Origin of the sequence: Actinoplanes sandaracinus (genome assembly GCF_030009775.1) — a bacterium.
Lineage (GTDB): Bacteria > Actinomycetota > Actinomycetes > Mycobacteriales > Micromonosporaceae > Actinoplanes > Actinoplanes sandaracinus.
This window is the reverse complement of record NZ_JASCTH010000015.1, coordinates 1-26394: the sequence shown is the minus strand read 5'-3', so window position 1 is coordinate 26394 and position 26394 is coordinate 1. Positions and strand designations below refer to the sequence as shown.

Here is a 26394-nt window from a genome sequence, read left to right as displayed (position 1 = left end):
GGGGGCGGGGGGGGCCACTGGCTTGGGGGCGGGGCCCGGGTTTGCCGGCGGCCCCGGCCACATGACGTCACGTGCTGATGTTCACCCAGGGATCACGCTGCGGCGAGCGTCAGGTCCTTGATGTTGATCTCGGTCTTGGGGTGGCCGTCGCCGGGCTGGTTGGCGTCGTCGGTGCCGCCCTGCGCGACCTTCTTCACGATGTCGAGACCCGAGGTGATGGAGCCGAGAATCGTGTACTGCGGGGGCAGCGCTTCGGCCGGAATGTCTTCGTAGACCAGGAAGAACTGGCTGCCGGTGGTGCCCGGGTCTCGCATCTTGGCCATGGCGAGCGTGCCGGCGGGGTACAGCGAGCCCTGAGCCGTCGTCGGCAGGTTCTCCTCGCCGAACTTGAAGTTGGGGCCGCCGGTGCCGTCAGTCGGACGGTAGCCGTCGCCGGTCGCGGTCGGGTCGCCGCACTGGAGCACCTTGATGCCCTCGGTGGTGAGCCGGTGGCACTTGGTGTTGTCCCAGAAGTTCTTGGACGCCAGGTACTCGAAGGCGGCGGCGGTGCACGGGGACTTGCTCTTGTCCACCGCGGCGACGATCTTGCCGAGGCTGGTGTCCATGGTCAGCGTGGCCTTGCCCGTGTTGGGCGCGAACTCCGGCGGCAGCCCGCCGGTGTCCTTGACCAGGGAGCCGCCGGGGGTGGCCTCCTCCGGGGTCCAGGTGCACGCCGCGGTGCCGGCCGGCGCCGGCTTGGCGCTGGCGGGCGTGCTCGCCGCGGTGCTGGCCCCGGGCGCGGCCGCCTCGGTGCTGTCGTCGTCCTTCATCGCCTGGACGACGAAGAACGCGACGCCGGCGATGACCACGATCGCGAGTGCCGAACCGATGATCGCCTGCCGCTGGCGGCGCTTACGGGCGGCTGTCGCGCGTTCGCTCATCTCCTTCTCGAGGCGGGCCCGCGCCGCTGCGCGCTGCCGGTCCTTGATCGACGACACGGTCTCCTCCATGCTGCTGTCTCTGCCTTCAGTAGTCACGACTGCGCCCCGTTGGCGGGAGCGGCACTGGCGGCGGCGGCCGAGGGAGCCGCGCTGGCGGCGGCCGTGCCTACGGTCAGGGTCTTGATAGTGATCTTGTCCTTCGGCTTGATCTTGTCGCCGGCTTCGTTCTCGACCGTCGGGATCTTGGCGATCGCGGCGAGTGTGTCGAGGCCGCCGGTGACCTGGCCGATGATCGAGTACTGCGGGTCGGCGGGTGCGAAGTCCTGGTGGAAGATCAGGAACTGGCTGCCGTTGACGCCTTTCGGGTCACCGAGCAGGGCGACGGTGCCCTTCGGGTAGACCACGGTGGGGGCGGTGCTCGCGCTCGGCGACGGCTGCACGGGCTTGGCCGGCTGGTTCTCGTCGTAGTAGCTGTACGTCGGCCCGCCCTGGCCCGTGCCGCTCGGGTCACCGCAGCGCAGCGCGCCCTCGGTGGTGAGCTCGTGGCACTCGGTGTTGTCGAAGAAGTTCTTGCCCGCGAGGTACGAGAAGCTGGCGGCGGCACACGGTGAACTCGCCACGTCGAGGCTCACCACGATCGGCTCGCCCTTGTCGGTGGTGATCGTCATGGCCTCGACGCCGCTCTGCGGAATGTCCTTGGTGGGCGGTGTGCCGGCCTCCTTGAGAGCGGGGTTGCCGGCCACGCCTCGCGGAGTCCACAGACAGGTGTCGATGGCGGCGGTGTCGACGGGGTTGTCGCTGTCGAAGGCGCCACCGATCCAGGCGCCGCCGGCGACGACGAGAAGGACGGCGGCGGTCGTGCCGACGCCCGCGTAGATGCGGCGGCGACGGCGCTCTCGGTCGGCACGGCGGGCCTGCTGCCGCTCGTATTTGGCCCGCGCGAGCTTGCGCTGCCGGTCCCTGCTGGAAGCCACCGAACGCTGTCCTTCCCTATGCATGTCAAGGGGTGCGGCACGCCACACGCCCGCAAGAGTGTACGGGTACCTCCTGAGAAAGTGGCGTGCGCCCGTCCGGCTAGGCTCGTTAAGATTCGCTTCCGATCGGCGAGAGGTTGTCACTGTGCTCGTCACCGGCTTCCCGGCCCAGGCCTTCGGCACCAACTGCTATGTGGTGGCCGCCGGTCCGGGAGAGCAGTGCCTGATCGTCGATCCGGGCATCGGCGTGCTCGACCGGCTCGAGGAGACGCTCGCCAAGCACCGCCTGTCACCGGCGGCGGTGCTGCTCACCCACGGTCACCTGGACCACACCTTCTCGGTGGCGCCGGTCTGTGGCGCGCGTGGCATCACGGCTTACGTGCACCCCGGCGACCTGGAGATGCTCGCCGACCCGGCCAAGGGCCTGAGCGCCGACATGACGGCGATGTTCGGCGGACGCCTGCCCTACACCGCGCCCGACGACGTCGCGGAGCTGACCGACGGCGCGGTCCTCACCATCGCCGGCATCGAGGTCACCGTCGATCACGCGCCCGGCCATACCGGCGGGTCGGTGCTGTTCCGCCTGCCGGGCGAGGGTTCCTCCTGGGACGCTGAGGAACTCTGTCTCTCCGGGGACGTGCTCTTCGCGGGCTCGATCGGGCGCACCGACCTGCCGGGTGGCAGCACCCCGACGATGATGGCCAGTCTGCGGGACAAGATCCTGCCGCTGGCCGACGACACCGTCGTGCTGCCCGGCCACGGACCGGCCACCACCATCGGCCGCGAGCGCGCGTCGAACCCGTACCTGCGGGATCTGACCGCCGCGCCCGGCCGCTTCCTGTAGAGAGAGATCAACAGTGCCTATTTCCGGCTTTCCCGAGTGGCTGCCGCCGCAGCGCATCATCGAGCAGCGGTTCCTCGACAAGATCCGGTCCACCTTCGAGCTGTACGGGTACGCCCCGCTGGAGACACGCGCGGTCGAGCCGCTGGACATCCTGCTCAGCAAGGGCGAGACGTCTAAGGAGGTCTACCTGCTGCACCGCCTGCAGGAGGACGAGAACGCCAAGCGGGAGGACCAGCTCGGCCTGCACTTCGACCTGACCGTCCCGTTCGCGCGCTACGTGGTGGAGAACAACGGGAAACTCCAGTTCCCGTTCAAGCGCTACCAGATCCAGAAGGTGTGGCGCGGTGAGCGCCCGCAGGAGGGCCGTTACCGCGAGTTCCTGCAGGCCGACATCGACGTGATCAACCGGGACACCCTGCCGTTCCACTTCGACACCGAGATGCCGCTGGTCATCGGTGACGTGTTCCGCTCGCTGCCCATCCCGGAGGCGGTGATCCTGGTCAACAACCGCAAGGTCTGCGAGGGCTTCTACCGCGGGCTCGGCCTCGCGGACACGGCGCAGGTTCTGCGGGTGGTCGACAAGCTCGACAAGATCGGCCCGGAGAAGGTCGCCGCGGCTCTGGTGGAGACCGCGGGGGCCACCGACGCCCAGGCCGCCGCCTGTCTGGCTCTCGCGGAGATCTCGGCCACCGACGGCTCGTTCGTGGACCGTGTCCGGGCCCTCGGGGTCACCGACCCGCTGCTCGACGAAGGACTGAACGAGTTGCTCCAGGTGGTCGAGACGGCCAATGAGCACAACCCGGGCCTGGTCCGTGCGGAGCTGAAGATCGCCCGTGGCCTGGACTACTACACCGGCACGGTCTACGAGACCCAGTTGAAGGGCTACGAGCGGTTCGGGTCGATCACCTCGGGCGGCCGCTACGACAACCTGGCCTCGGCCGGCAACACCCGCTTCCCCGGTGTCGGCATCTCCATCGGGGTGTCGCGCCTGCTGGGCCTGCTCTTCGGCCAGGACGCGCTGACCGTCTCCCGCTCCGTGCCGACGTGTGTCGTGGTCGCCGTGCCCAGCGACGACAAGCGCGCCGAGTGCGACCGGATCGCGTCGGCCCTGCGCAGGCGGGGGATCCCGGCCGAGGTGGCGCCCACGGCGGCGAAATTCGGCAAGCAGATCCAGTTCGCCGACCGGCGCGGGATCCCGTACGTCTGGTTCCCCGGTGAGCCGGACACGGTCAAGGACATCCGCTCCGGGGAGCAGATCGAGGCGGACGCGGACTCCTGGCAGCCGCCGGCCGCCGACCTGCACCCGGACGTGTCGGCGCGCTGACCCTGCGAGAGGCTGGTCCGGCGGCTACCGTGAGCGGATGCCGCTGGACCAGACCGCGCTGCTGATCGAGCTGGAGCCCGTCGTGGCCGCCAACCTCGACCGGCACCTGGCGCTCGCCAAGGAGTGGTTCCCGCACGAGTACGTGCCGTGGAGCGAGGGCCGCACCTTCGACGGCCTCCTGGGCGGCGAACAGTGGCGCCACGACGACTCGAAACTGCCGGACGTGGCGCGCACGGCGCTGATCGTCAACCTGCTCACCGAGGACAACCTGCCCTCCTACCACCACGAGATCGCCACGCTCTTCGGGCGGGACGGCGCGTGGGGCACCTGGGTGCACCGGTGGACCGCGGAGGAGGGCCGGCACGGCATCGCGATCCGTGACTACCTGACCGTCACCCGCGGTGTGGACCCGGTCGAGCTGGAACGCGCCCGGATGGACCACATGCAGGCCGGCTATGTGAACGTCAACGGCCACGAGGTGCTGCACTCGATCGCCTACGTCGCCTTCCAGGAGCTGGCCACCCGGATCTCGCACCGCAACACCGGCCGGGCCACCGGCGACCCGATCGCCGAGCAGTTGCTGGCCCGGGTCGCGGCCGACGAGAACCTGCACATGGTCTTCTACCGCAATCTGCTGGCGGCGGCCTTCGATCTGGCCCCGGACCAGGCGATGCGGGCGGTCGCGAACGTGACGGCGGACTTCCAGATGCCGGGCGCGAACATCGAGGGGTTCGGCCGGAGGGCGCTCTCCATCGCGCTGGCGGGTATCTACGACCTGCGCCAGCACCGGGACGAGGTGCTCCAGCCGGTGCTGCGCCAGTGGAACGTCTGGGACCGTACCGACCTGCGGGGTGACGGTGAGCGGGCGCGGGAGGAACTCGCCGCGCAGATGGACGAGCTGGAGACACAGGCGGCGCGGTTCGAGGAGAAGCGGGAAGCCAGGAGAAGGCGGCTCGGGGAAAGCTGAGCCGCCTTCTGATTAGCCGGATGTTTCGGATTTGTTCCGATTAACCTCATCAGTGTGGAAGGAAGCAGCCGCCTTCTGATCATGGGTGGGGCCGCCGGTCCCGCCTTGTTGAGTCGTTTCGTGGAACTCGCCGGAGCGGCCACCGCCCGCATCGTGGTCATCGCGACGGCCAGCGAGTCGCCGGAGACGACCGGGGCCGCGTACGCCGAAAGATTCCGGGAACTCGGCGCCGGCTCCGTCCGCGCCCTCCGCCTGTCCTCCCGGGCCGAGGCGAACGCGCCGGAGAGCGAAGCCGTGCTGCGCGACGCCACCGGCATCTTCTTCACCGGCGGCGACCAGGAACGGATCACCGGCATCCTGGGTGGCACCGCCACCGACACTCTGCTGCACGGGCTGATCGCCGGGGGACCCGTGGTGCTGGCCGGGACCAGCGCGGGAGCGGCGATGATGTCCGGCACCATGATCACCGGCGGGGACGGTCCGGGCGTGACCGCGGACAGCGTACGCACCGGCCCGGGACTGGAGTTCCTGCCGTGCGTGCTGATCGACCAGCATTTCGCCGAGCGGGGGCGGCTCAACCGGCTGCTCAGCGCGGTTGCCCGTTACCCGCACGAGCTGGGCGTGGGCATCGACGAGGACACCGCCATCCTGACCGGAGGCGACAGTTTCGAGGTTCTCGGCAGCGGGGCGGTGACGGTGGTCGACGCCGGCGCCGCGACCGACATCCGGGTCCCGCCGTCCGGGCCGATCGCGCTCGCCGGGGCCCGTATCCACGTGCTGCCGGCCGGCTGCACCTTTCACCTCCCGGGCCGCCGACCCGTCACCGGCCCGCAGTCGGAAGAACGGGAACGAGCCGCATGAAGATCGAGTGCCTGCGCCGCCTGCGTGGCCCCAATGTCTATCTCTCCCGTCCGGCGGTGGTGGCCCGGCTGTGCCTGGAGGACCTCGCCGGAGTGGAGACCAGTGACGTCACCGGTTTCACCGAGCGCCTGCTGCGGGCCATGCCGGGCCTGTCCGAGCACCACTGCGCCGCGGGCGCGCCCGGCGGGTTCGTCAGCCGGCTGCGCAACGGCACCTACTTCGGCCACGTCACCGAGCATGTGTGCATCGAGCTGTCGCAGCTCATCGGGCGCGACGTCAGTTTCGGCCGGACGGTCGGCACCGGGCAGGCCGGCGCCTATGACGTGATCACGGAGTGCCCGGTCGACGAGTCCCCGGAGTCGCGGGTGCCCGGCGAACTGGTGCGGGCGGCGATCGGCCTGGTGTGTGAGGTGCACGGCGGATCCGTCCCGTCCGCCCGGGTGCTCGCGGAGCGCCTCGCCGGCCTGGCCGCCCTGGCCGAACGCGAGGCCACCGGCCCCAGCACCCGGTCGATCATCGCGGCCGCCCGGCGGCGCGGCATCCCGGTCGAACGGTTCGACGACCTCAGCCTGGTCCGCCTCGGCTGGGGCCACCGGCGGAGGCTCGCCTGGGCCGCCATGACCGACCGGACCAGCGCGGTCGGCGTCGACATCGCCGGCGACAAGCACGTCACCCGGCGGCTGCTCGACTCCGCCGGCATCCCGGTCCCCGCCGGAGGCGCGGCCGCCGCCGCCGCCGAGGCGGTCCAGCTGCTCCGCGAACTGGGCGCGCCGGTGGTGGTGAAACCTCGGCACGGCCGGCAGGGCCGCGACGTCGCCCTGCACCTGGCTACTCCCGGTGAGGTCTCGCGGGCCTTCGCCGCCACGGGCGGCGAGGCGGTCGTCGAACGACAGCTCGACGGCCGTGACTACCGGGTGCTGGTCGTCGCCGGTGAGGTGGTGGCGGCGGCCGAACGGATCGCCGCGCACGTCGTCGGGGACGGCCGGGCCACGGTCGCCGAACTGGTCGAACAGGCCAACGCCGACCCTCGACGGGGACTCGGGCATTCCCGGGCGCTCACCCGGATCGTCCTGGACGACGCCGCCGAACGGGTGTTGCGCCGCCAGGGGCACTCTCCCGGGGCGGTTCTCGCCGACGGTGAGGTGGTGTGGCTGCGCGACACCGCGAACCTCTCCACCGGCGGCACCAGCCGTGACGTGACCGACCAGGTGCACACCGACGTGACCCGGCTGTGCCAGCGGGTCGCCGCGCTGGTCGGGCTGGACATCGCCGGCATCGACCTGCGGCTGCCCGACATCGGGGCCCCGCTGGCGCCCGGTGACGAGCCGGTGACCTCCGGGGTGATCGAGGTCAACGCCGTACCCGGCCTGCGTATGCACCTCACGCCGGTGCACGGCCGGCCCCGCGACGTCGGCGACGCGATCGTCCGGGCGATGTTCCCGGGCGGCTCGGACGGACGGATCCCGGCCGTGGCGGTGACCGGCACCAACGGCAAGACCACGGTGACCCGCCTGATCGCCCACCTGCTCAGCGGCAGCGGCATGCGTGCCGGGATGACCACCACCGACGGGGTCGTCATCGACGGCCGGACGATCCAGGTCGCGGACGCCACCGGCCCGCGGTCGGCGCAGATGGTGCTCGGCGACCCGCACGTCGAGGTGGCGGTGCTGGAGACCGCCCGGGGCGGCCTGCTGCGGCGCGGACTCGGGTACGACTGGTCCGATGTCGGTGTGATCACCAACATCACCGCGGACCACCTGGGCCAGGACGGGCTGGAGTCGATCGAGGATCTGGCGCACGTCAAGGCGGTGGTGGCCGAGCGGGTCCGGGACGGCGGGACGCTGGTCCTCAACGCCGACGACCCGTGGGTGCGCAGCCTGGTCGACCGGCCCCGGGTGCGGGCCGACCGCAAGCGGCTCGTCTGGTTCGGGCTGGACGGGACGAACCCGGTCCTGAGCGAGCACCTGGCCCGGGGCGGGGCGGCGTACGTGCTGCACGACGGCTGGCTGGTGCAGGCGACCGGGGCCCGGCGTACCCCGCTGCTGCGGCTGGCCGACGTGCCGGGCGCGTACGGGGGAGCGGCCCTGCACGTGGCCGCCAACACGCTCGCCGCGATCGCGGCCGCCCGCGCTCTCGGCGCCCGCCCGGAGAGTCTGGCCGACCGGCTCGGCGAGTTCGATCCGAGTGTGGAGAATCCGGGCCGGGGCACCCTGTTCCGGATCGGCGACGTCTCCGTGTTCGTCGACTACGCGCACAACCCGGCGGCCCTGGCCGCCACGTTGCGCACCCTGCACCGGCTCTGGGGCGCGGAGCGTTGTGTGGCCGCGGTGACTCTGCCCGGCGACCGCCGCGACGATCTGCTGGCCGCCTCGGCGCAGGTGCTGGCGGACGGGGTGACCCGGGTGGTGCTCTACGAGGACTCCGATCCGCGGGGCCGGATGTCCGGCGAGGTCTCCGCGCTGGTCGAGCGAGAGATGCGGGCTCGGCGCCGGCAATCGACCGTGGTGCGGGCGGACGGCTACCGCGACGCCGTCGCCGGGGCCGTGCGGCTCGCGGCGCCCGGTGAGGTGGTGCTGGTGATCTACGAGAAGTGGGCGCCGATGCGGGCCTGGCTGGCCGAGTTGGGCGCGGTGCCGGCCGGTGGGGCGCCGGTGGTCGCGAGCTTCGCCGGGTGGCCGTCGACGGCGCCGGGTGCGACCCGGCAGGTGGCGCGGAGGCTGACCGGCAGCCCGGCACGAGGATGACATAGTTGACAGATCATGGACACGATTGATCTCTCTCTGTAGCGATGCATTGACTGATCGTGATGCCGTCCATCGTGGACTCACTCATTCGGTGGAGACCGTAAGTTCCGACGAAGCGGGCATTCGGGGGGCGTTGTCGTGGCGCTATGTGCTCCGCCGGTGGCGGACAGCGCTCAGCGTCCCTCTCGCGAGTGGCTCACCAGTGCCAACGCACGGTAACGACCCGCAGGTAGATCGCATGGTGGTGAGTCGAACTGCCGACCGATAGGGACTAACATCCTCGCCGTCGATGGGGGATGCTCGGAGTCCGAAGATGGGCCCGACTCGCCCGGCGTCGGGCGGCATGGCGGTGCGGTCCGGCGTTTCCTCGAAGCGCGCATGTGGGGGCACATGAGCACGACGGACCTGCCCGGTTCGGGACTGCTCGCCGGTCGGTACCGACTGGTCGAGCGTCTCGGCGCCGGCGGGATGTCAGTGGTCTGGCGGGGGTTCGACGAAGTCCTCGGGCGGCAGGTCGCGGTCAAGGTCCTGCCGCCGTCGACGAGCGCCGATCCCTCCTTCCGGCGCCGGTTGCGTGCGGAGGCGCAGGCCGCGGCGCGGCTGACGCACCCGCACATCACCAACGTGTACGACTACGGCGAGGCCACCACCGCCGACGGCGAGCCCGTGCCCTACGTCGTGATGGAACTCGTCGACGGCGAGTCCCTGGCCGCCGTCCTGGCCCGCGTCCGCACGCTGCCGTGGCCCACCGCGGTGCGCCTCAGCGCCGAGGTCGCGGCCGCGCTGGCCTCCGCCCACTCCCGGGGCATCGTGCACCGCGACGTCACCCCCGCCAACGTGATGCTCACTCCGGCCGGGGCCAAGGTGGTCGACTTCGGCATCTCGGCCCTGATCGGGGAGAACGACACCGACCCCGACGGCAGCCTGATGGGCACCCCGGCCTACCTGGCACCGGAGCGGCTGGAGGGCGGCCAGGTCAGCCCGGCCACCGACGTGTACGCGGTCGGCCTGCTGATCTACCGCATGCTGATCGGCCAGCTCCCGTGGGACGTCGGCACCACCACCGCCCTGCTGCGCGCCCACCAGTACGTGGAGCCCGAACCGCTGCCACCGGTGGAGGGTCTGCCGGCCTCCGTCGAGGCGCTGATCGGCCGGTGCCTGGAGAAGCGCCCGGCCGACCGGCCGTCGAGCGCCGAGCTGGCGAGCGTGCTGGCCGGCATCTCGGCCGGGGCGCCGCTGATCACCTCCGGCTTCGACGCGGACTGGGAGGACGGCGAGGACACCTTCATCCTGCCGTCGGGCTACCCGTACTCGGGCTTCGGCCCGGCCGCCGCCGCGGCGGCTCTCGGGGCGGACGAGAAGTCCACCCGGCGCCCGGAGACGCCGACCGACCCCGAAACGGTGCACCCGGTCGCCGCCCCGGCCGTGACGGCCCCGCCGCCGTCGCCCCCGGCGACCGCGCCGCCCGCCGGCCCTCCGCTGCGTCCTGGCGCGGGCGGACCTCCGGCTGCCCCGCCGGCCGGCCGGCCGGCGAACCGGAACCGCGTGCGGACACGCCGGATCGTGGTGATCGCCGCGACGATCGGCGTGCTCAGCGCGCTCACCTACGGCTGGACGGCGATGGGCCAGCAGCGCGGCGCCGACCCGGCCGCCAAGACCACGACGGGCCCCACGGTCGTCCCGGCGTCCGGCCAGTGTGTGGTCAGCTATGCGGTCTGGTCCGACACCGGTGACGATTTCAAGGCTCAGGTGACGCTCGCCAACCGTGCCGACCTCCCGGTTGACGAGTGGAACCTGTGGTTCCTGATGAACGGCGACCAGGTGCTCTCCGGCAACGGCAAACTCGCCCTGACCCAGGACGACCGGGCGGTCCGGGTCTCCTCGACCACCCGGATCAACCCGCAGCGCACCACGACCCTGCAGATCACCGGGCGTTACACGGAGAGCAACGCGGCCCCGATGGCCTTCAAACTCAACGGCCAGACCTGCGAGACGTACGTCTCCACCGAGCCCGGTGAGCTGCCCCGCCCGGTCGAGCACCTCTCCGACGGTCAGGTCCGCCTCGGCGCCCCGGCCACGTCGCCGGGCATCTCGATCGGTCCCGGCGGGACCGTGTACATCACGCCGACGCCGACCCCGACTCGGGCCGGTCCGTCCAGCGCCAGGCCGAACCCGGGGACCAGCACGTCGAAGACGTCGACCCCGCCCGGCAACGGTGGCCCGACCATTTCGATCGATCCGTCCCTGCCGCCGTCGGTCGGCCCGCCGTCGGTGAACCCGGGTGTCGGCGAGACGACGCCGACGACGATCAACTCCCCGCCACCGCCCCAGCCGGTGGACTGCGACGTGGACTTCGACGTCTGTCCGTCCGCCGACGGTGGCTGAAAGGAGAACGCTGTCCATCCGTCCAGCCCGGAAAAGCACAGGTCGAAGACCCGATGATCGCGTTACGGTGAACTCAGACCGACAGGCGCTTCTGCTTCGATCCGGGCGTCCGGATTGCGGCACTTTGGCACGGCGTGGCTGCCGGCCCGTGTGACACCCGAGTGGATGATGGGCGAGAGCCCGGGTACATCGTGGTGTCAGCCGAGTTCAAGCAGGTCGTCGACATCGGGGAGTTCGACAAATGAACAGCACAGCAGTGAAGGACCTCGCCGCCGAGGCACTCTTCGTCTCCTACCTCCAGCCGTCCGAGAGCCCTAACCGGTCGGCCGTGGAGGAGGCGATCACGGCGATGATCCTGCGGTACGGCAGTGACGGTTGCGCAGCCGGGGTGGCCGAGGAGTTCGGTGATCACCCGGAGGTGGCGGTGCGCCGGATGGAGTGGGTGCAGGAAGAGTTGATCGACGTGCTGCGGATGCGCGCACCGGCTCTGCGCTGACGTTCCTCCCGGAGTTGGTGAACCCGGCCGTAATTACGGCCGGGTTCCGTGTTTGAACTCGCTTCGGTCCGCTTTAGTCCTCCCGGGCCTGAGGTTTTTCATGAAAAAACTCCACAAAAGCAACTGAGTTCGGCCGCCGCTGCACCCGACGGCGCTCACTGTTCTTCTCGTAAGCCGGTTTCACCAGCCGGTTCGTACCAGCGAGGAGGACTACGTGACCACCACGACCGAACTCCCCGCCGCCATCGGCACGACCCATGACGCGCCTTCCGGGCGCGACATCGAGGACCTGATCCGCGAGAACATGCCGATGGTTGGCCACCTGGTCCGGGAATTGCTCAACCGGGTGCCCGGGCATGTCCACGCAGACGATCTCTCGTCAGCCGGTTTCGCGGCTCTGCTCGGCGCGGCGCGCTCCTTCGACGTCACCCGCGGCATCCCCTTCCACCGCTTCGCCGCAGTCCGGATCCGCGGCGCCCTGCTCGATGAACTTCGCGGCCAGGACTGGGCCAGCCGGTCCGTGCGGGCCCGGGCCCGGCGTGCGGCCACCGCCCGCCAGGAACTGACCGCCGCGCTCGGCCGTACGCCCAGTGACGCCGAAGTGGCCGAGATGCTCGGCGTCGGCGTCTCCGAGCTGGCCAGCGTCGAGGACGACGTGCAGAAGGCCTCCCTGCTCAGCCTCCAGGGCTTCCCCACCGGGGCCGCCGAGGAGATGGTGCCGGAGCTGTCCGAAGGGCCCGAGGACCTGCTGCTGAAGCGGGAGCGCCTCGGCTATCTGCACCAGGCCATTCAGGCCCTGCCGGAACGGCTGCGCCAGGTCGTGCAGGAGTCGTTCCTGCAGGAGCAGCCGCTCAGCGAGGTCGCGGCCCGGCTCGGAGTCACCGAGTCGCGCATCTCGCAACTGCGGACTGAGGCGCTACGGCTGCTGCGGGAGGGCTTGAACAGCTCACTGGCGCCGGAACTGCTCACCGTGGCGGCGGGCGGCCCGCGGACCAGGAAGGGTTGTCTGCAGCGCCGGCGCACCGAGTACTTCGCGAAGGTCGCCCAGCAGGGCAGCCTGCACACCCGGCTGGCGCTGACCGACGCTCACGGGGTGCCGATAGCAGTGGCGGCCTGACCCCGGATCGGGGACCGTGTCGCCCGGCTCCTTCCGAAAGTCAGACACCCCCAGCGGGTGTCTGACTTTCGGCAGCCCATCACCGCCCGTCAGCTCCTCACCCGGAGGCCGGAGTGAGGAGGGGAACGGGGCGGGACCGTCGGCACAGTGGGCCGAGGGCGGCGGCTACCGCCCGGATGTCGTCGCCGACGGCCGTGGCGAGCATCCCCGGCCCGGCCAGCGGCATCACCGCGGCGTCCGGCCCGGCGATTCCCGGCCGGGGCAGGTCCGCGCCGACGGCCACCAGCGTTCCCACGGCCCGGCCACCGCCGAGCACCGCGGCGCCGTCCCAGCCCGGCGCGCCCGGCCCGACGGCCAGCTCGTGCCGGTAGAGGGTGACCCCCGCGTACCGGATCATGGTGTCCGCGAGGACCGCGCCGGACGTCTCCTCGTGCCGCCCGCAGACCAGGTCGTCACGCCAGAGCAGCGAGCCGCCGTCGGCCACGTCCACCCGGGTCACCACCACGTGGTCACAGCCGGCGGCGGCGATCAGCGGTTCCGGCAGCCAGCGCAGCACGCCGCCGGTGGCGACCGAGGCGGTGACCGTCAGCACCGACGGCGGGGCCGGCCGTCCGGGCAGGGCCAGCGACGCCGCCACGCTGAGCATCTCCAGCCGGGCGCCCGGCCCGACCTCGATGTCCAGCCGCAACTCGTCACCGCGGAGCGGCCCGGCCGCCCCGCCGACGAGATGAACCGTCACCCAGCCGTCGACGAGTGGCCCGGTCCGCCGCAGCAGCAGTGGCGACTCGCCGCGCAGCACCGCCAGCCGAGTGCCTCCCCGCCCGTCCGCCTCGGCGACGACGCGTGCCTCCGCCCGCACCTCAGACCCGGGCCGCGACCAGGCCGCGGATCCAGTCGGCCACCGGCGTGGCCCGCCTGTCCTCGGCCAGCGACAGGAAGACGGTGGGCAGCTCGTGCCGTCGGGCCTTCGCGTCCCGGTCCATCACCGACAGGTCCGCGCCGACCAGCGGCGCCAGGTCCGTCTTGTTGATCACGAGAAGGTCGGCGGTCGTCACACCGGGACCGCCCTTACGCGGCACCTTGTCACCGCCGGCCACGTCGACCACGAAGATCTGCTGGTCGATCAGTCCCTTGCTGAACGTGGCGGTCAGGTTGTCGCCGCCGCTCTCCACCAGGACCAGGTCCAGCGGGCCCAGCGTCGCCTCGAGATCCTCGACCGCGTCCAGGTTGGCGGAGATGTCGTCGCGGATCGCGGTGTGCGGGCAGCAGCCGGTCTCCACGGCGCGGACCCGCTCCGCGGGCAGCACCCCGTTGCGCAGCAGGAAGTCCGCGTCCTCGGTGGTGTAGATGTCGTTGGTCACGACCGCGAGGCGCAGTTCCCCGCCGAGCGCCCGGCACAGGGCGGCGACCAGCGCGGTCTTGCCCGACCCGACCGGTCCGCCGATGCCGATGCGCAGCGCGCGGGGGCCTTCGCCCAGCGGCGTGTGCGGGTCGACACCCGCCTCCGGGTGGGTGTGCGGGACCTCATCAGGGCCGTGCTCATGCGCTTCAGGGTGCTGGGCCTCAGGGCGCTGGGCCTCAGGGCGCTGGGCCTCGGGATGTTGGGCTTCAGGGCGCTGCGCTTCAGGACGGGGCGGTTCAGGACGGGGCGGTTCAGGACGGGGCGGTTCAGAATGCTGCGGTTCAGGATGCAAAGAGACGCACCTCCCAGGTGGCGTGGTGCTCGGCGCCGATGTCGAGCAGGGGCGCGCCCACGGCCGGCAGGTCGTCGACCGGGTCGCCGGATCGTTCCGCGGCCACTGCCGCGATCCGGTCACATTCAGGAGCGAGCCGCGCCAGCAGCGCGTGCACCGCGTACGGATCGAGGCCGAGCAACCGGACCGCCGCGCTCGCCGAGCCGGTGATCATGCTGTGCGCCGCCGCGACCGCGGCCTCGGCAGGCGTCAGCCCGGCGGCGGCGGCCAGAGCGCCGAGCGCGATCGGCTGATGGGGGTCCCTGGCGATCGGGGCGATCGGCCACATCGCGCGCCCGGCCCGCAACAGGGCGCGGCCCTGCGCCCGCGAGGCCTTCCGCAGCGCGGGCGAGGGCGTCCGGGCGTCCAGCCCACCATCGAGATCAACCCATTGGCGGGTACGCCTGCAAGCGGCCGCCGCGAACGCCGCCGACACGAGCCCACTCGTGGCCAGCTTGCCCCGCAGGAACCCGGCCAGCCCGTCGACGTCCCGGACCCGGCCGGCTGCGATCTGTGGTTCCAGCCCACCGGAGTGCGCGTGCCCGCCGGACGGCAGCCGTCCATCCGCGAGCAGCAACAACGTAGCCAGGCTCACCCCACCACCTCCACCCACGCCACCTTCCTCAGCACCCGCCCCGCCTTCCCGGGCACCCACGCCGCCTTCCCCACCACTCGCCCCGCCGCCCTCCCCACCATCCGCGATCTTGTGGAGTTGCGTGGCAACGGTGCGCCGTGATTCCGCAAGGTCGCCGGGTGGGGGTAGCGCCGCGAGTCTGCGATTTTGTGGAGTGGTGGGGGAGCGGTGTGGCGTGGATCCACGGGGTTGCCTGGTGGGGGTGGCGTCGCCAGTTCTGCGATCTTGTGGAGTTGCGTGGCAACGGTGCGCCGTGATTCCGCAAGGTCGCCGGGTGGGGGTAGCGCCGCGCGTTCTGCGATCTTGTGGAGTGGTGTCGCCCCGCTCTCACACAACTCCACAAGATCGCGGAGTGGGAGTGGGAGTGGGAGTGGGAGTGGGAGTGGGAGTGGGAGTGGGAGTGGGAGTGGCGGGGTGGGGGCATGTCAGAAGAGGAAGTAGCGCTGGGCCATCGGCAGCACGTCGACCGGGTCGGGCTCGATCACCTGGCCGTCGATGCGCACCTCGAACGTGTCGGCCTTGACCTCGATCCGGGGCATGGCGTCGTTCAGCGGCATGCCGGCCTTGCCCACCGACCGGGTGGCGGCGACCGGCACCAGCGCCCGTTTCACCCCGATCCGGTCGCTGAGCAGAGCGTCGATGGCGGCCGGTGCGACGAACGCGAGCGACGTCTGGGCCGGCACCACGCCGTAGGAGCCGAACATCGGCCGGGGCAGCATCGGCTGTGGCGTCGGGATCGAGGCGTTCGCGTCGCCCATCTGCGCGGCGGCGATCATGCCGCCCTTGAGGACGAGTGACGGCCGTACCCCGAAGAAGGCCGGGTCCCAGAGGACCAGGTCGGCCAGCTTGCCCGGCTCGACCGAGCCGACCTGCTCGGCCATGCCGTGCGCGACCGCCGGGCAGATGGTGTATTTCGCGACGTAGCGCTTGGCGCGGTTGTTGTCGGCGGCGCCGTCGCCGGGCAGCGCGCCGACGCGGGCCTTCATCACGTGCGCGGTCTGCCAGGTCCGGGTGACGACCTCGCCGACCCGGCCCATCGCCTGCGAGTCCGAGCCGATCATCGAGATCGCGCCCAGGTCGTGCAGGTAGTCCTCGGCCGCCATGGTGGACGGCCGGATCCGGCTCTCCGCGAACGCCAGGTCCTCCGGCACCGCCGAGTTGAGATGGTGGCAGACCATCAGCATGTCGAGGTGCTCACTGAGGGTGTTGCGGGTGTACGGCCGGGTCGGGTTCGTCGACGACGGCAGGATGTTCGGCTGCGACGCGACCGTGATGATGTCCGGAGCGTGCCCGCCACCGGCGCCCTCGGTGTGATAGGCGTGGATCGACCGCCCGGCAATGGCCCGCAGCGTCTCCTCGACGAACCCGGCCTCGTTCAGGGTGTCGGTGTGGATCGCCACCTGAACGCCGGACGCGTCGGCCACGCTCAGGCAGGCGTCGATCGCCGCCGGTGTGGTGCCCCAGTCCTCGTGCAGCTTGAAGCCGCCGGCGCCGCCGCGCAGCTGCTCCCACATCGACTCGGCGGACATCGTGTTGCCCTTGCCGAGCAGCAGCACGTTGATCGGCCAGGTGTCGAGCGACTCCAGCATCCGCGCCAGGTGCCAGGCGTTCGGGGTGACCGTGGTGGCCTTGGTGCCCTCGGCCGGGCCGGTGCCGCCACCGATGATCGTGGTGATGCCGGAGGCGAGCGCGGTGTCCAGGATCGTCGGGCTGATCAGGTGCACGTGGCTGTCGATCGCGCCGGCCGTGAGAATCTTGCCGTTGCCGGCGATGATCTCGGTGCCGGCGCCGATCACCAGGCCGGGGTGCACGCCGTCCATGGTGTCCGGGTTGCCGGCCTTGCCGATGGCGACGATCCGGCCGTCACGGATGCCGACGTCGCCCTTGACGACGCCCCAGTGGTCGAGCACGACCACGCCGGTGATGACGGTGTCGGGGGTGCCCTCGGCGCGGGTGGCGCGGGACTGGCCCATCGACTCGCGGATCACCTTGCCGCCTCCGAAGACGACCTCGTCGCCGGGAACCGGGCCGGCGCTGCGGTCCTCCTCGATCTCGATCAGCAGGTTGGTGTCGGCGAGCCGGATCCGGTCGCCCTTGGTCGGGCCGTAGAGCGCCGCGTAGCGGGCACGTTCCAGAGCGCTCACGCCGATGCTCCGCTTCGCCCCGCGTGCTTGATGGTTCGCTCGCCGCGCCTGCTCATCGAGGGCTCCCGTTGTGCTCGCCCTCACCGGTGTCCTCGTCGAGGGAGCCGGCGGGCTCGATGTCGGTGGGGTCGTGCCGGGGCGGCGGCGGGGCCTCGTCGAGTGGGCCGCCGGCCAGGCCGCGCAGGCCGGGCACGATGCGCCGGCCGGTGAACGCCACGAGGGTGATGTCACGCGGGATGCCGGGTTCGAAACGGACCGACGTGCCGGCCGGGATGGCCGGCCGGTGGCCCCAGGCGGCCTCGCGGTCGAACTCCAGGGCCGCGTTGGACTCCGCGAAGTGGAAGTGTGAGCCGACCTGGACCGGCCGGTCGCCGGTGTTGCGCACGGTCACCGCGACGGTGGGGCGGCCGGGGTTGATCTCGATGTCGCCGTCGCCGAACAGGATCTCTCCCGGCCTGAGCCGGTCGCTCCGCTCGCTCACGAGATCGGCCCGTGCACGGTGACGAGCTTGGTGCCGTCCGGGAACGTGGCCTCGACCTGGACCTCGGCCAGCATCTCGGGCACTCCTTCCAGGACGTCGCCGCGGGTCAGCACCCGGCGGCCGGAGTCCATCAGCTCGGCGACGGTGCGGCCGTCGCGCGCCCCCTCCAGGAGGAAGGCGGTGATGATGGCCGTGGCCTCCGGATAGTTGAGGCGCAGGCCCCGTTCCTGGCGACGCCGGGCGACGTCGGCCGCCACGTGGATGAGCAAGCGTTCCTGCTCGTGCTGACTGAGGAACAAAGGGAACCTCCTGATCGCGCCACGGAATGCTCGCAGGTGGAAGTTTCGGACGTGTAACCCATGAGTGATCAAAACACGGAACGGCCACGCCATCGGTTGGTTCAGAACCGTGGCGCGGCCGTTTCCGCCGTGTTTCCCTCAGCGGCTTCGCCGCGGGTCTACTTCGGCAGCTTCGCCGACAGCAGCGGGACCAGCATCGAGGCGTACGCCGTGGTGATGTGGTCGTCGTCGCGCCACACCAACAGGTTGCCGACCACGGACGGGCAGGAACCCCCGGCGCAGAACCATGGGACCGGGTCGATCACCTGGACGCCGGCGGCCTTCGCGGCCCGGTCGACGAGCGCCTGCCGCCCCGGCAGCGCGATCGACCGGGCGGCCGGCGCGACGCACCGGGAGATCTCGTGCGAGTGCTCGGCCAGGCACTCCGGGACGTCGTGCCCGGGCCAGGGGGTGTCCCGGATCATCGCCAGCTTCGTCCGAGGGCTCCTGATCTCGCGGAACGTGGCCGCCCAGCCGTCCGCCCAGCGCGGGTCGACCAACTCCGCCGGGGCGGTGAGCCGGTCGCCGTCGTCGTTCAGCAGGGGGTTGCCGTCGCTGCCACTGGACGACACCACGACGAGGTACGGCCTCGCCTGCCCGATCTCGGCGAGCACCTGCCCACGCCAGAGCGGGCACTCGGTGTAGCCGCGTTTGAGGGCGGCGCTGAACGTGCGTACCGAGGCCGCATGGCAGGCGCTCTTGGTGCGGACCATGAGTCGCCAGCCGCGGGCCTTGGCGATCGCGTCCATCGCCGGATACCAGTGGGCGGCGTGCGAGTCGCCGAGCAGGTAGACGGTCCGCTCGCCGTTCGGGTCGCCGAACACGCAGGGACCCGGGGCGGCGGTCGCCAGGTATTCGAGGTGGCAGCCGGCCGTGTAGTGGTCCGGCTTGTCCGTGCGCGCGGTCTGCACCTTCGGTGTGACGTTGGCCGGCAGTTTTGCGGTGTTGGTCGAGGTGTTGATGATTCGTTGGAGTTCGGTTTCGGGGTTGTTTGCGGTGGCCACGGCTGTGGCGGTGTCGATGGCTGGGTGGCCTTTGGCGAGTTGGGGGGGTTTGATGGCGCCGGTTTGGGCGGTGAGGGCGGCGAGGCAGGACAGGGCGAGGCCGGTGGCGAGGCCTCGGCGGGCTTTGGTTTTGACCCATTGGTGGTTGCGGGTGGGGTTTTCGATCAGGTGGTAGGTGGCGATGGCGAGGAGTAGGGAGCCGGTGGCGAGTCCCAGGTTGAGGGGGATGGTGGGTTCGATGTCGAGGATGTGCGGCGTGATCGTCAGAACGGGCCAGTGCCAGAGGTACCAGCTGTAGGAGTATCTGCCGATCTGTTGGAAGGGCAGGGTTTTCAGCAGGATGGTGGCGCCGTGGCGGGGTTTGGGGGTGCCGCCGGCGATGAGGGCTGCGGTGCCGAGGACGGGTAGGAGGGCGGCGGTTCCGGGGAAGGGGGTGTGTTCGGTGTAGAGGAGTGCGGCGGTGAGGATGGCGGCCAGCCCGGTCCAGGTGAGGGTGGCGGCGAGGGGGTGGGGGAGTTTGGTGAGTGGGGTGGCGGCGACGGCGATGAGGGCGCCGGTGGCGAGTTCCCAGGTGCGGGTGTGGGTGCCGAAGTAGGCCCAGGGTGCGGAGGTTGCGGTTTGCAGGATGCTGATGGTGAGTGATGCGGTGGTGATGGTGGTGAGGGTGATGATGATGGGGGTGCGGCGTTTGCCGGTGGTGAGGGCGAGGGTGAGTAGGAGGAGGGGCCAGGCGAGGTAGAACTGTTCTTCTACGGCGAGTGACCAGAAGTGTTGTAGTGGGGAGGGTGGGGTGTCGGCGTTGAGGTATTGGACGCCTTCGTTGGCGAGTCGCCAGTTGATGCCGTAGAAGGTGGCGTGGATGGCGTCGAGGGAGATGGTGGTGAAGCGGGTGGCGGGCATCCAGAGCCAGGCCGCGGTGATGGTGGTGACTAGGACGAGGGTGGAGGCGGGCAGGAGTCGGGTGGCGCGGCGGGCGTAGAAGGTGGTCAGGTGGATGCGGCCGGTGGTGTCGAGTTCTTTGAGGAGCAGGGTGGTGATGAGGAATCCGGAGATGACGAAGAACACGTCGACGCCGATGTAGCCGCCGGCGATGCCGGTGAGGCCGGCGTGGGAGAGCACGACCAGAGTCACCGCGATCGCGCGCATACCCTCGATGTCAGGCCGGAATCCGAGGTGGGAGCGCGGGGGCGCCGACACTGACGGGGTCTGAGCGGTGGGGCGCAGGGAGTCAAGGGAGACCGGCATGTCCTACCTAGCTATGAAAAAACCGGCCCCGGTTGAGGGCCGAACCTACTTGCGATAACGCACGCCTCCCATAGCCGGTGCGTCCGAATCGCATAGTGAGGTCTTCTCACACCCTGGCGGCGACTCCGTCGATCAATAGCTCCACCGCCAGCGCGAACCCCGCGTCGTCCGCCTGGCCGCTTCCGATCAGCCGCCCCATCGTGCCGTTGGCCTCGGTGTGCAGCAGTCCGCCGACCAGGACCGCCAGAACCGCGCCGGTGCGCTCGACCTCGGTCTCGGGGAGTCCGGCGCCGCGCAGCACGGAGCAGAGGGTCTGCCACATCGGGCCGTCGCGCTGGATGAAGTCGTCACCCGAGAAGGCGTACCGGATCAGGTTGCGGTGCGCGAGGCTCAGTGACCGGAACTCGTACGCCAGTTGCCGCAGTTGCTCCTGCCACGGTCCACTACCGACGGTCACGTGCCGCGCCCCGTCGGTGACCAGCCGGGTGACGCCGTCGAGCAGCGCGGCCTTGTTCTCCACGTGGTGGTAGATCGACATTGGATTGACGCCGAGATCGGCGGCGAGTTTGCGCATGCTGAGGCCGTGGACGCCGTCGCTGTCCACGATCCTCAGTGCGGCCTGGAGGATCGCGTCCCTCGTTAGACGTTGATCACTCGGCCTTGTCGTTCCAGCCATACGCCGTATGGTAGCGCCATACACCGTATGGCTTAGGAGGAACCCCCGTGAGCGCCGCGATCCCCATCCCCCGCGGACTGCCGATTGTCGGTAATGGACTGCAGGTCCCGGTGGAAGGCACCCATCGGTTCTTCGCCGACCTGGCCGCCCGGCACCCTGGTGGACTCTTCAAGCTGAACCTGGCCGGCCGGCACGTCGTGTTCGTCTACGACCCCGATCTGGTCGCCGAGGTCTGCGACGAGACCCGCTTCTACAAGCCGATCGACCCGCCGCTCGCGCACGTCCGCGACTTCGCCGGCGACGGCCTCTTCACCGCACGTGAGGAGGAGGATGTGTGGGGCCAGGCGCACCGCATCCTGCTGCCCGCGTTCAGTCAGCGGTCGATGAAGGCGTACTTCCCGCAGATGCTGGAGATCGCCACCAACCTGACGACCGCGTGGTCGAGCCGGCCCGAGGTCGACGTCACCGACGACATGACCCGGCTCGCCCTCGACACCATCACGCTCGCCGGTTTCGGGCAGCAGTTCCGCTCCTTCGAGGCTGCCGAACTGCACCCGTTCCTGCAGGCCATGGGCAGCGCCCTGACCGAGGCGATGAACCGGACCCGGCAACTGCCGATGGTCACCGGGCTGAAGAAGAAGGCCGACGCCGCCTACCGGGCGGACATCGCGGTCATGCAGGACACCGTCGACGAGGTGGTCCGCACCCGCCGGGCCGCGGGCGTTTCCGACACCCGCGACCTGCTCGGCCTCATGCTCGACGCCGCCGACCCGGTCACCGGCGGCAAGCTCTCCGACGAGAACATCCGCAACCAGGTCCTCACCTTCCTGATCGCCGGGCACGAGACCACCAGCGGCACCCTCTCCTTCGCCCTGCACCACCTGATGCGCAACCCGCACGTGCTGGCCCAGGCCTACGCCGAGGTCGACCGGATCCTGCCGGGCGACACCGTGCCCACCTACGAGCTGATCATGAAGCTCGACGTGATCCCACGGATCCTCGACGAGACGCTGCGCCTGCACTCGCCGATCACCGCCATCGGCCTGGCCTCCCGGGAGGCCACCACCCTCGGCGGGATCTACGAGATCCCGGCACACCAGAAGATCGCGGTCGTCCTCAAGCCGCTGCACACCCACCCGTCGGCCTGGTCCGATCCGGAGGCCTTCGACATCGACCGCTGGCTGCCGGACGCCAAGGCCGGTCATCACCCGCACGCCTACAAGCCGTTCGGCAACGGCGAACGGGCCTGCATCGGCCGCCAGTTCGCGCTCACCGAGGCCCGCCTCGCGCTCGCCATGATCCTCCAGCGCTTCGCGCTCGCCGACCCGCAGGGCCATGAGCTGCACATCAAGCAGACCCTGACGATCAAGCCCGAGGGCTTCCGGCTGCGGCTCCGCTCGCGGCAGGCACACGAGCGGATCGCCACGGTTCCTGACTCGCCGGAGAGCACGGCGTCCGCGGCGGCCGACGTCCAGGCTTCGGGGGTACGGATGAGAGTCGCGTACGGCTCCAACCTGGGCACCTCCGAGGACCTCGCCCAGCAGATCGCCGACCGCGCCCGGCGGTCCGGCTTCGACGTGACCGTGCAGACCCTCGACGAGCTCGCCACCGACCTGCCCGGCGAGGGACTGCTGACGGTTGTCACGTCCAGCTACAACGGCAAGGCGCCCGACAACGCGCAGGCCTTCGACGACCTGGAGATTCCGGCCGGCGCCCTGGACAACGTGCGGTACGCGGTCCTCGGTAACGGCAACACCCAGTGGGCGACGTACCAGGCGTACCCCCGCCGGGTCTTCGAGAAGTTGGCGGCCGCCGGAGCCCAGCCGCTGGTGGAGCGCGGTGAGACCGACGCCTCCGCGGACTTCGACTCGATGGCGTCCGCCTGGCTGGACGGGCTGTGGACCGCCCTGGCCACCGAATTCGGCGCCGCCGCGCCGGCCGGGGCCGCCGGGCCGCGCTACCGCGTGGAAGTGCTCGGCGAGGACCAGGTCCGGCCGGCCGTGGTGTCCAACCAGGCCCACCCGGTCATGATCATGAAGGTGGACGAGCTGGTCGGCGACCCGGCCGGGCTGTGGGACTTCAGCCGGGAGGCGCCCCGGCCGGGTGTCAAGGCGATCACCGTTCAACTGCCCGACTCCGTCTCGTACGAGGCCGGCGACCATCTCGCCGTCTACGCCAAGAACGACCCCGAACTGGTCGAGTGGGCGCTGCACACCCTGCGGGTCTCCCGCGACCTGGTGATCCGTATCGGCCAGGACTCCGAGCGGCCGACCGGACTGCCGATCGGGGTGCCGGTCACCGCCGGGCTGCTGCTCACCGACTTCGTCGAACTGCAGGAGCCGGCCACTCGCGGGCAGATCGAAGCCCTCGCCGAGCACACCCAGTGCCCGTGGACCACCCGGCAGCTGGCGGCCTGGACCTCGGACACCACCGAAGCGCGTGCGGCGTACGCCGACGAGATCCTCGCGAAGCGCGTGTCCGTGCTCAGCCTGCTCGAACGGTTCCCGGCGATCGAGCTGCCGTTCGGGGCGTTCCTCGAACTGGTCGGCACGATCAAGCCGCGCTTCTACTCCATCTCGTCGTCGCCGGCGGTCGACCCGTCACTGGTCACGATCACCGTCGGACTCGTGGACGGGCCGTCCCGCAGCGGAAACGGGCGCTACCGCGGCATGTGCTCCCAGTACCTGGCCCGCCTGGGACCCGGCGACATCTTCTACGGGCACATCCGGGTGCCGGCGCCGCCGTTCCGCCCGCCGGTCGACCCTGCCACCCCGATGATCCTCATCGGACCGGGCACCGGCTTCGCGCCACTGCGCGGGTTCCTCCAGGAACGGGCGCTGCTCTCCGCGAGCGGGCCGGTCAAGCTGTTCTACGGCTGCCGCCACCCGGAACACGACTGGCTCTACCGGCCGGAGATGGAACAGTGGGCCGCGGACGGCGTGACCGACCTGCACCTGGCGTTCTCGGCGGTGCCGTCACACCCGCACCGGTTCGTCCAGGAAGCCCTCGCCGAACAGGGCGACGCGGTGTGGGAACTGCTCGAACAAGGGGCGCACATCTACCTGTGCGGTGACGGGGCGCGGATGGCCCCGGCGGTGCGCGACGAGCTGTACGCGATCTTCCGCCGGCACACCGGGGCGACCGCCGACGAGGCCGAGGCGTGGCTGCGGTCGCTGGAGGCGGACGGCCGCTATCAGCAGGACGTCTTCGCCTGACCTCGTCCACAGGCGAGTTCCGTGCTACTCCGGCGCCGGGTGGAGATCACCCGGCGCCGGGGCCGTTGGTGAGTCATGGTTCCCGCCGCGCCTCTTGCGTGGGGCGGGGGCTTCTCGCCCGTACCCCCCTTGATTCTGGGTCTTGTTGTTCTCCGCCCTTTTCACGCGGCCTCGTCTCCCGGGATTCGCTCGCGGCGGGTGTGCGCCGCCTCGTCTCCCGGGATTCGCTCGCGGCAGGTGTCAGAGCGGGAGGCGTGCGCCGAGAACCGGGGCCAGCATTGCGGAGTATTTCGTGGTGATGTGGCTGTTGTCCCGCCAGGTCATGACATTGCCGACCATGGAGGGGCAGACGTCGGCGCAGAACCACGGCCGGGTCTCGATCACCGTGACACCCTGCGCGCGGGCCTGCTGCGACACCAGAGCCTGACGCGGAGGGAAGGCGAACGACTCGTCGGCCGGGCGGGCGCACCGGGAGACGCGGTTCGAATGCGTCGCCAGGCAATCCGGGGTGTCCCGGCCCGGCCACGGGGTGTCCTCGATCATCACCAGGTTCGTCTTCGGGCTCTTGAGCGCACGGAACGTGGCCACCCAGCCGGCCGCCCACAGGTTGTCCCGCTCCTGTTCCGTGCCCTCGTCGATCCGGTTGCCGGCGGTGTCCAGCAGGCCACCGTTGTTGTTGCCGTTCGAGGCCAGCACCACCAACCGCGGGCGGGTCTGCTTGATCTCGGCGAGCACGCCGTCACGCCACTCGCCGCACTCGTCGTACGGCCGCTTGAAGGCAACCAGGAACGTGCGGACCAGCGGCGCCTGACAGGCGCTCTTGGTGCGGACCATGAGTCGCCAGCCGCGTGCCTTGGCGATCGCGTCCATCGCCGGGAACCAGTGGGCGGCGTGCGAGTCGCCGAACAGGTACACCGTCTCCTTGCCGTTCGGGTCGCCGAACAGGCAGTCGCCGGGAGCGGTGACGTCCTCGAAGTCGAGGTGGCACTTGGTGGCGTAGTACTTCGGCACGTCGTTGCGGGCTCGCTGGACCTTCGGCGTGACGTTGGCCGGCAGTTTTGCGGTGTTGGTCGAGGTGTTGATGATTCGTTGGAGTTCGGTTTCGGGGTTGTTTGCGGTGGCCACGGCTGTGGCGGTGTCGATGGCTGGGTGGCCTTTGGCGAGTTGGGGGGGTTTGATGGCGCCGGTTTGGGCGGTGAGGGCGGCGAGGCAGGACAGGGCGAGGCCGGTGGCGAGGCCTCGGCGGGCTTTGGTTTTGACCCATTGGTGGTTGCGGGTGGGGTTTTCGATCAGGTGGTAGGTGGCGATGGCGAGGAGTAGGGAGCCGGTGGCGAGTCCCAGGTTGAGGGGGATGGTGGGTTCGATGTCGAGGATGTGCGGCGTGATCGTCAGAACGGGCCAGTGCCAGAGGTACCAGCTGTAGGAGTATCTGCCGATCTGTTGGAAGGGCAGGGTTTTCAGCAGGATGGTGGCGCCGTGGCGGGGTTTGGGGGTGCCGCCGGCGATGAGGGCTGCGGTGCCGAGGACGGGTAGGAGGGCGGCGGTTCCGGGGAAGGGGGTGTGTTCGGTGTAGAGGAGTGCGGCGGTGAGGATGGCGGCCAGCCCGGTCCAGGTGAGGGTGGCGGCGAGGGGGTGGGGGAGTTTGGTGAGTGGGGTGGCGGCGACGGCGATGAGGGCGCCGGTGGCGAGTTCCCAGGTGCGGGTGTGGGTGCCGAAGTAGGCCCAGGGTGCGGAGGTTGCGGTTTGCAGGATGCTGATGGTGAGTGATGCGGTGGTGATGGTGGTGAGGGTGATGATGATGGGGGTGCGGCGTTTGCCGGTGGTGAGGGCGAGGGTGAGTAGGAGGAGGGGCCAGGCGAGGTAGAACTGTTCTTCTACGGCGAGTGACCAGAAGTGTTGTAGTGGGGAGGGTGGGGTGTCGGCGTTGAGGTATTGGACGCCTTCGTTGGCGAGTCGCCAGTTGATGCCGTAGAAGGTGGCGTGGATGGCGTCGAGGGAGATGGTGGTGAAGCGGGTGGCGGGCATCCAGAGCCAGGCCGCGGTGATGGTGGTGACTAGGACGAGGGTGGAGGCGGGCAGGAGTCGGGTGGCGCGGCGGGCGTAGAAGGTGGTCAGGTGGATGCGGCCGGTGGTGTCGAGTTCTTTGAGGAGCAGGGTGGTGATGAGGAATCCGGAGATGACGAAGAACACGTCGACGCCGATGTAGCCGCCGGCGATGCCGGTGAGGCCGGCGTGGGAGAGCACGACCAGAGTCACCGCGATCGCGCGCATACCCTCGATGTCAGGCCGGAA

Annotated in this window: 20 protein-coding genes; 9 read left to right on the top strand and 11 right to left on the bottom strand. The window is 70.6% G+C overall.

The window, feature by feature from the left end:
- Positions 1-92: 92 nt before the first annotated feature.
- Both QLQ12_RS22670 and QLQ12_RS22665 read right to left on the bottom strand, forming a co-directional pair.
- Positions 93-989 (bottom strand): peptidylprolyl isomerase, encoded by an 897-nt coding sequence (locus QLQ12_RS22670; RefSeq protein ID WP_282762315.1) that lies wholly within the window; start codon positions 987-989, stop codon positions 93-95.
- Positions 990-1012: 23 nt separating this feature from the next.
- Complete coding sequence (locus QLQ12_RS22665) at positions 1013-1894, bottom strand: peptidylprolyl isomerase (RefSeq protein WP_282762314.1); 882 nt, start codon at positions 1892-1894, stop codon at positions 1013-1015.
- 145 nt (positions 1895-2039) lie between these two features.
- Here QLQ12_RS22665 and QLQ12_RS22660 point away from each other — a divergent pair, with 145 nt between their 5' ends.
- The 8 genes from QLQ12_RS22660 to QLQ12_RS22625 all read left to right on the top strand — a co-directional run bounded on the left by QLQ12_RS22660 (position 2040) and on the right by QLQ12_RS22625 (position 12632).
- Entirely contained in the window at positions 2040-2738 is a 699-nt protein-coding gene (locus QLQ12_RS22660) for an MBL fold metallo-hydrolase (RefSeq protein ID WP_282762313.1), read from the top strand.
- A gap of 13 nt (positions 2739-2751) precedes the next feature.
- On the top strand, positions 2752-4062 hold the full coding sequence (gene hisS / locus QLQ12_RS22655) for a histidine--tRNA ligase (RefSeq protein ID WP_282762312.1): 1311 nt from the start codon (positions 2752-2754) through the stop codon (positions 4060-4062).
- Positions 4063-4099: 37 nt separating this feature from the next.
- Positions 4100-5029 carry an acyl-ACP desaturase gene (locus tag QLQ12_RS22650; protein ID WP_282762311.1) on the top strand — a complete coding sequence of 310 codons (930 nt, stop codon included), beginning with the start codon at positions 4100-4102 and terminating at the stop codon, positions 5027-5029.
- A 54-nt stretch (positions 5030-5083) separates the two neighbouring features.
- Entirely contained in the window at positions 5084-5890 is an 807-nt protein-coding gene (locus tag QLQ12_RS22645) for a cyanophycinase (RefSeq protein ID WP_282762310.1), read from the top strand.
- Positions 5887-8634 (top strand): cyanophycin synthetase, encoded by a 2748-nt coding sequence (gene cphA, locus QLQ12_RS22640; protein WP_282762309.1) that lies wholly within the window; start codon positions 5887-5889, stop codon positions 8632-8634. Before QLQ12_RS22645 ends, cphA begins: the two co-directional genes overlap by 4 nt.
- Positions 8635-9024: 390 nt before the next feature.
- Entirely contained in the window at positions 9025-11019 is a 1995-nt protein-coding gene (locus QLQ12_RS22635) for a protein kinase domain-containing protein (protein ID WP_282762308.1), read from the top strand.
- Positions 11020-11260: 241 nt separating this feature from the next.
- Positions 11261-11515 carry a hypothetical protein gene (locus QLQ12_RS22630; protein ID WP_282762307.1) on the top strand — a complete coding sequence of 85 codons (255 nt, stop codon included), beginning with the start codon at positions 11261-11263 and terminating at the stop codon, positions 11513-11515.
- A 214-nt stretch (positions 11516-11729) separates the two neighbouring features.
- Positions 11730-12632: a sigma-70 family RNA polymerase sigma factor gene (locus tag QLQ12_RS22625; protein WP_282762306.1), complete on the top strand. Its 903-nt coding sequence runs from the start codon at positions 11730-11732 to the stop codon at positions 12630-12632.
- 97 nt (positions 12633-12729) lie between these two features.
- Here QLQ12_RS22625 and QLQ12_RS22620 read toward each other — a convergent pair whose 3' ends face one another.
- From QLQ12_RS22620 to QLQ12_RS22585, 8 genes are all read right to left on the bottom strand, one after another.
- Positions 12730-13491, bottom strand: a complete 762-nt coding sequence (locus QLQ12_RS22620) for an urease accessory protein UreD (RefSeq protein ID WP_282762305.1) — start codon at positions 13489-13491, stop codon at positions 12730-12732.
- A gap of 1 nt (position 13492) precedes the next feature.
- Positions 13493-14110 carry an urease accessory protein UreG gene (gene ureG / locus QLQ12_RS22615; RefSeq protein WP_282762591.1) on the bottom strand — a complete coding sequence of 206 codons (618 nt, stop codon included), beginning with the start codon at positions 14108-14110 and terminating at the stop codon, positions 13493-13495.
- 205 nt (positions 14111-14315) lie between these two features.
- Entirely contained in the window at positions 14316-14960 is a 645-nt protein-coding gene (locus QLQ12_RS22610; RefSeq protein WP_282762304.1) for an urease accessory protein UreF, read from the bottom strand.
- 464 nt (positions 14961-15424) lie between these two features.
- Positions 15425-17143, bottom strand: coding sequence for an urease subunit alpha (locus QLQ12_RS22605; protein WP_282762303.1), 1719 nt, complete (start codon positions 17141-17143; stop codon positions 15425-15427).
- Positions 17144-17195: 52 nt separating this feature from the next.
- Positions 17196-17624, bottom strand: a complete 429-nt coding sequence (locus tag QLQ12_RS22600) for an urease subunit beta (protein ID WP_282762302.1) — start codon at positions 17622-17624, stop codon at positions 17196-17198.
- Complete coding sequence (locus tag QLQ12_RS22595; protein WP_282762301.1) at positions 17621-17923, bottom strand: urease subunit gamma; 303 nt, start codon at positions 17921-17923, stop codon at positions 17621-17623. The genes QLQ12_RS22600 and QLQ12_RS22595 overlap by 4 nt, the downstream gene beginning before the upstream one ends.
- A 158-nt stretch (positions 17924-18081) precedes the next feature.
- Entirely contained in the window at positions 18082-20112 is a 2031-nt protein-coding gene (locus tag QLQ12_RS22590; protein WP_328518298.1) for an acyltransferase family protein, read from the bottom strand.
- 205 nt (positions 20113-20317) lie between these two features.
- Complete coding sequence (locus QLQ12_RS22585) at positions 20318-20887, bottom strand: TetR/AcrR family transcriptional regulator (protein WP_282762299.1); 570 nt, start codon at positions 20885-20887, stop codon at positions 20318-20320.
- Positions 20888-20934: 47 nt separating this feature from the next.
- On the opposite strand from QLQ12_RS22585, the gene QLQ12_RS22580 reads away from it, so the two are divergent.
- Positions 20935-24102 (top strand): bifunctional cytochrome P450/NADPH--P450 reductase, encoded by a 3168-nt coding sequence (locus tag QLQ12_RS22580; RefSeq protein ID WP_282762297.1) that lies wholly within the window; start codon positions 20935-20937, stop codon positions 24100-24102.
- Positions 24103-24342: 240 nt separating this feature from the next.
- Here the strand turns inward: QLQ12_RS22580 and QLQ12_RS22575 are convergent.
- The coding region (locus QLQ12_RS22575; RefSeq protein WP_282762295.1) for an acyltransferase family protein at positions 24343-26394 on the bottom strand (2052 nt) is incomplete at its 5' end.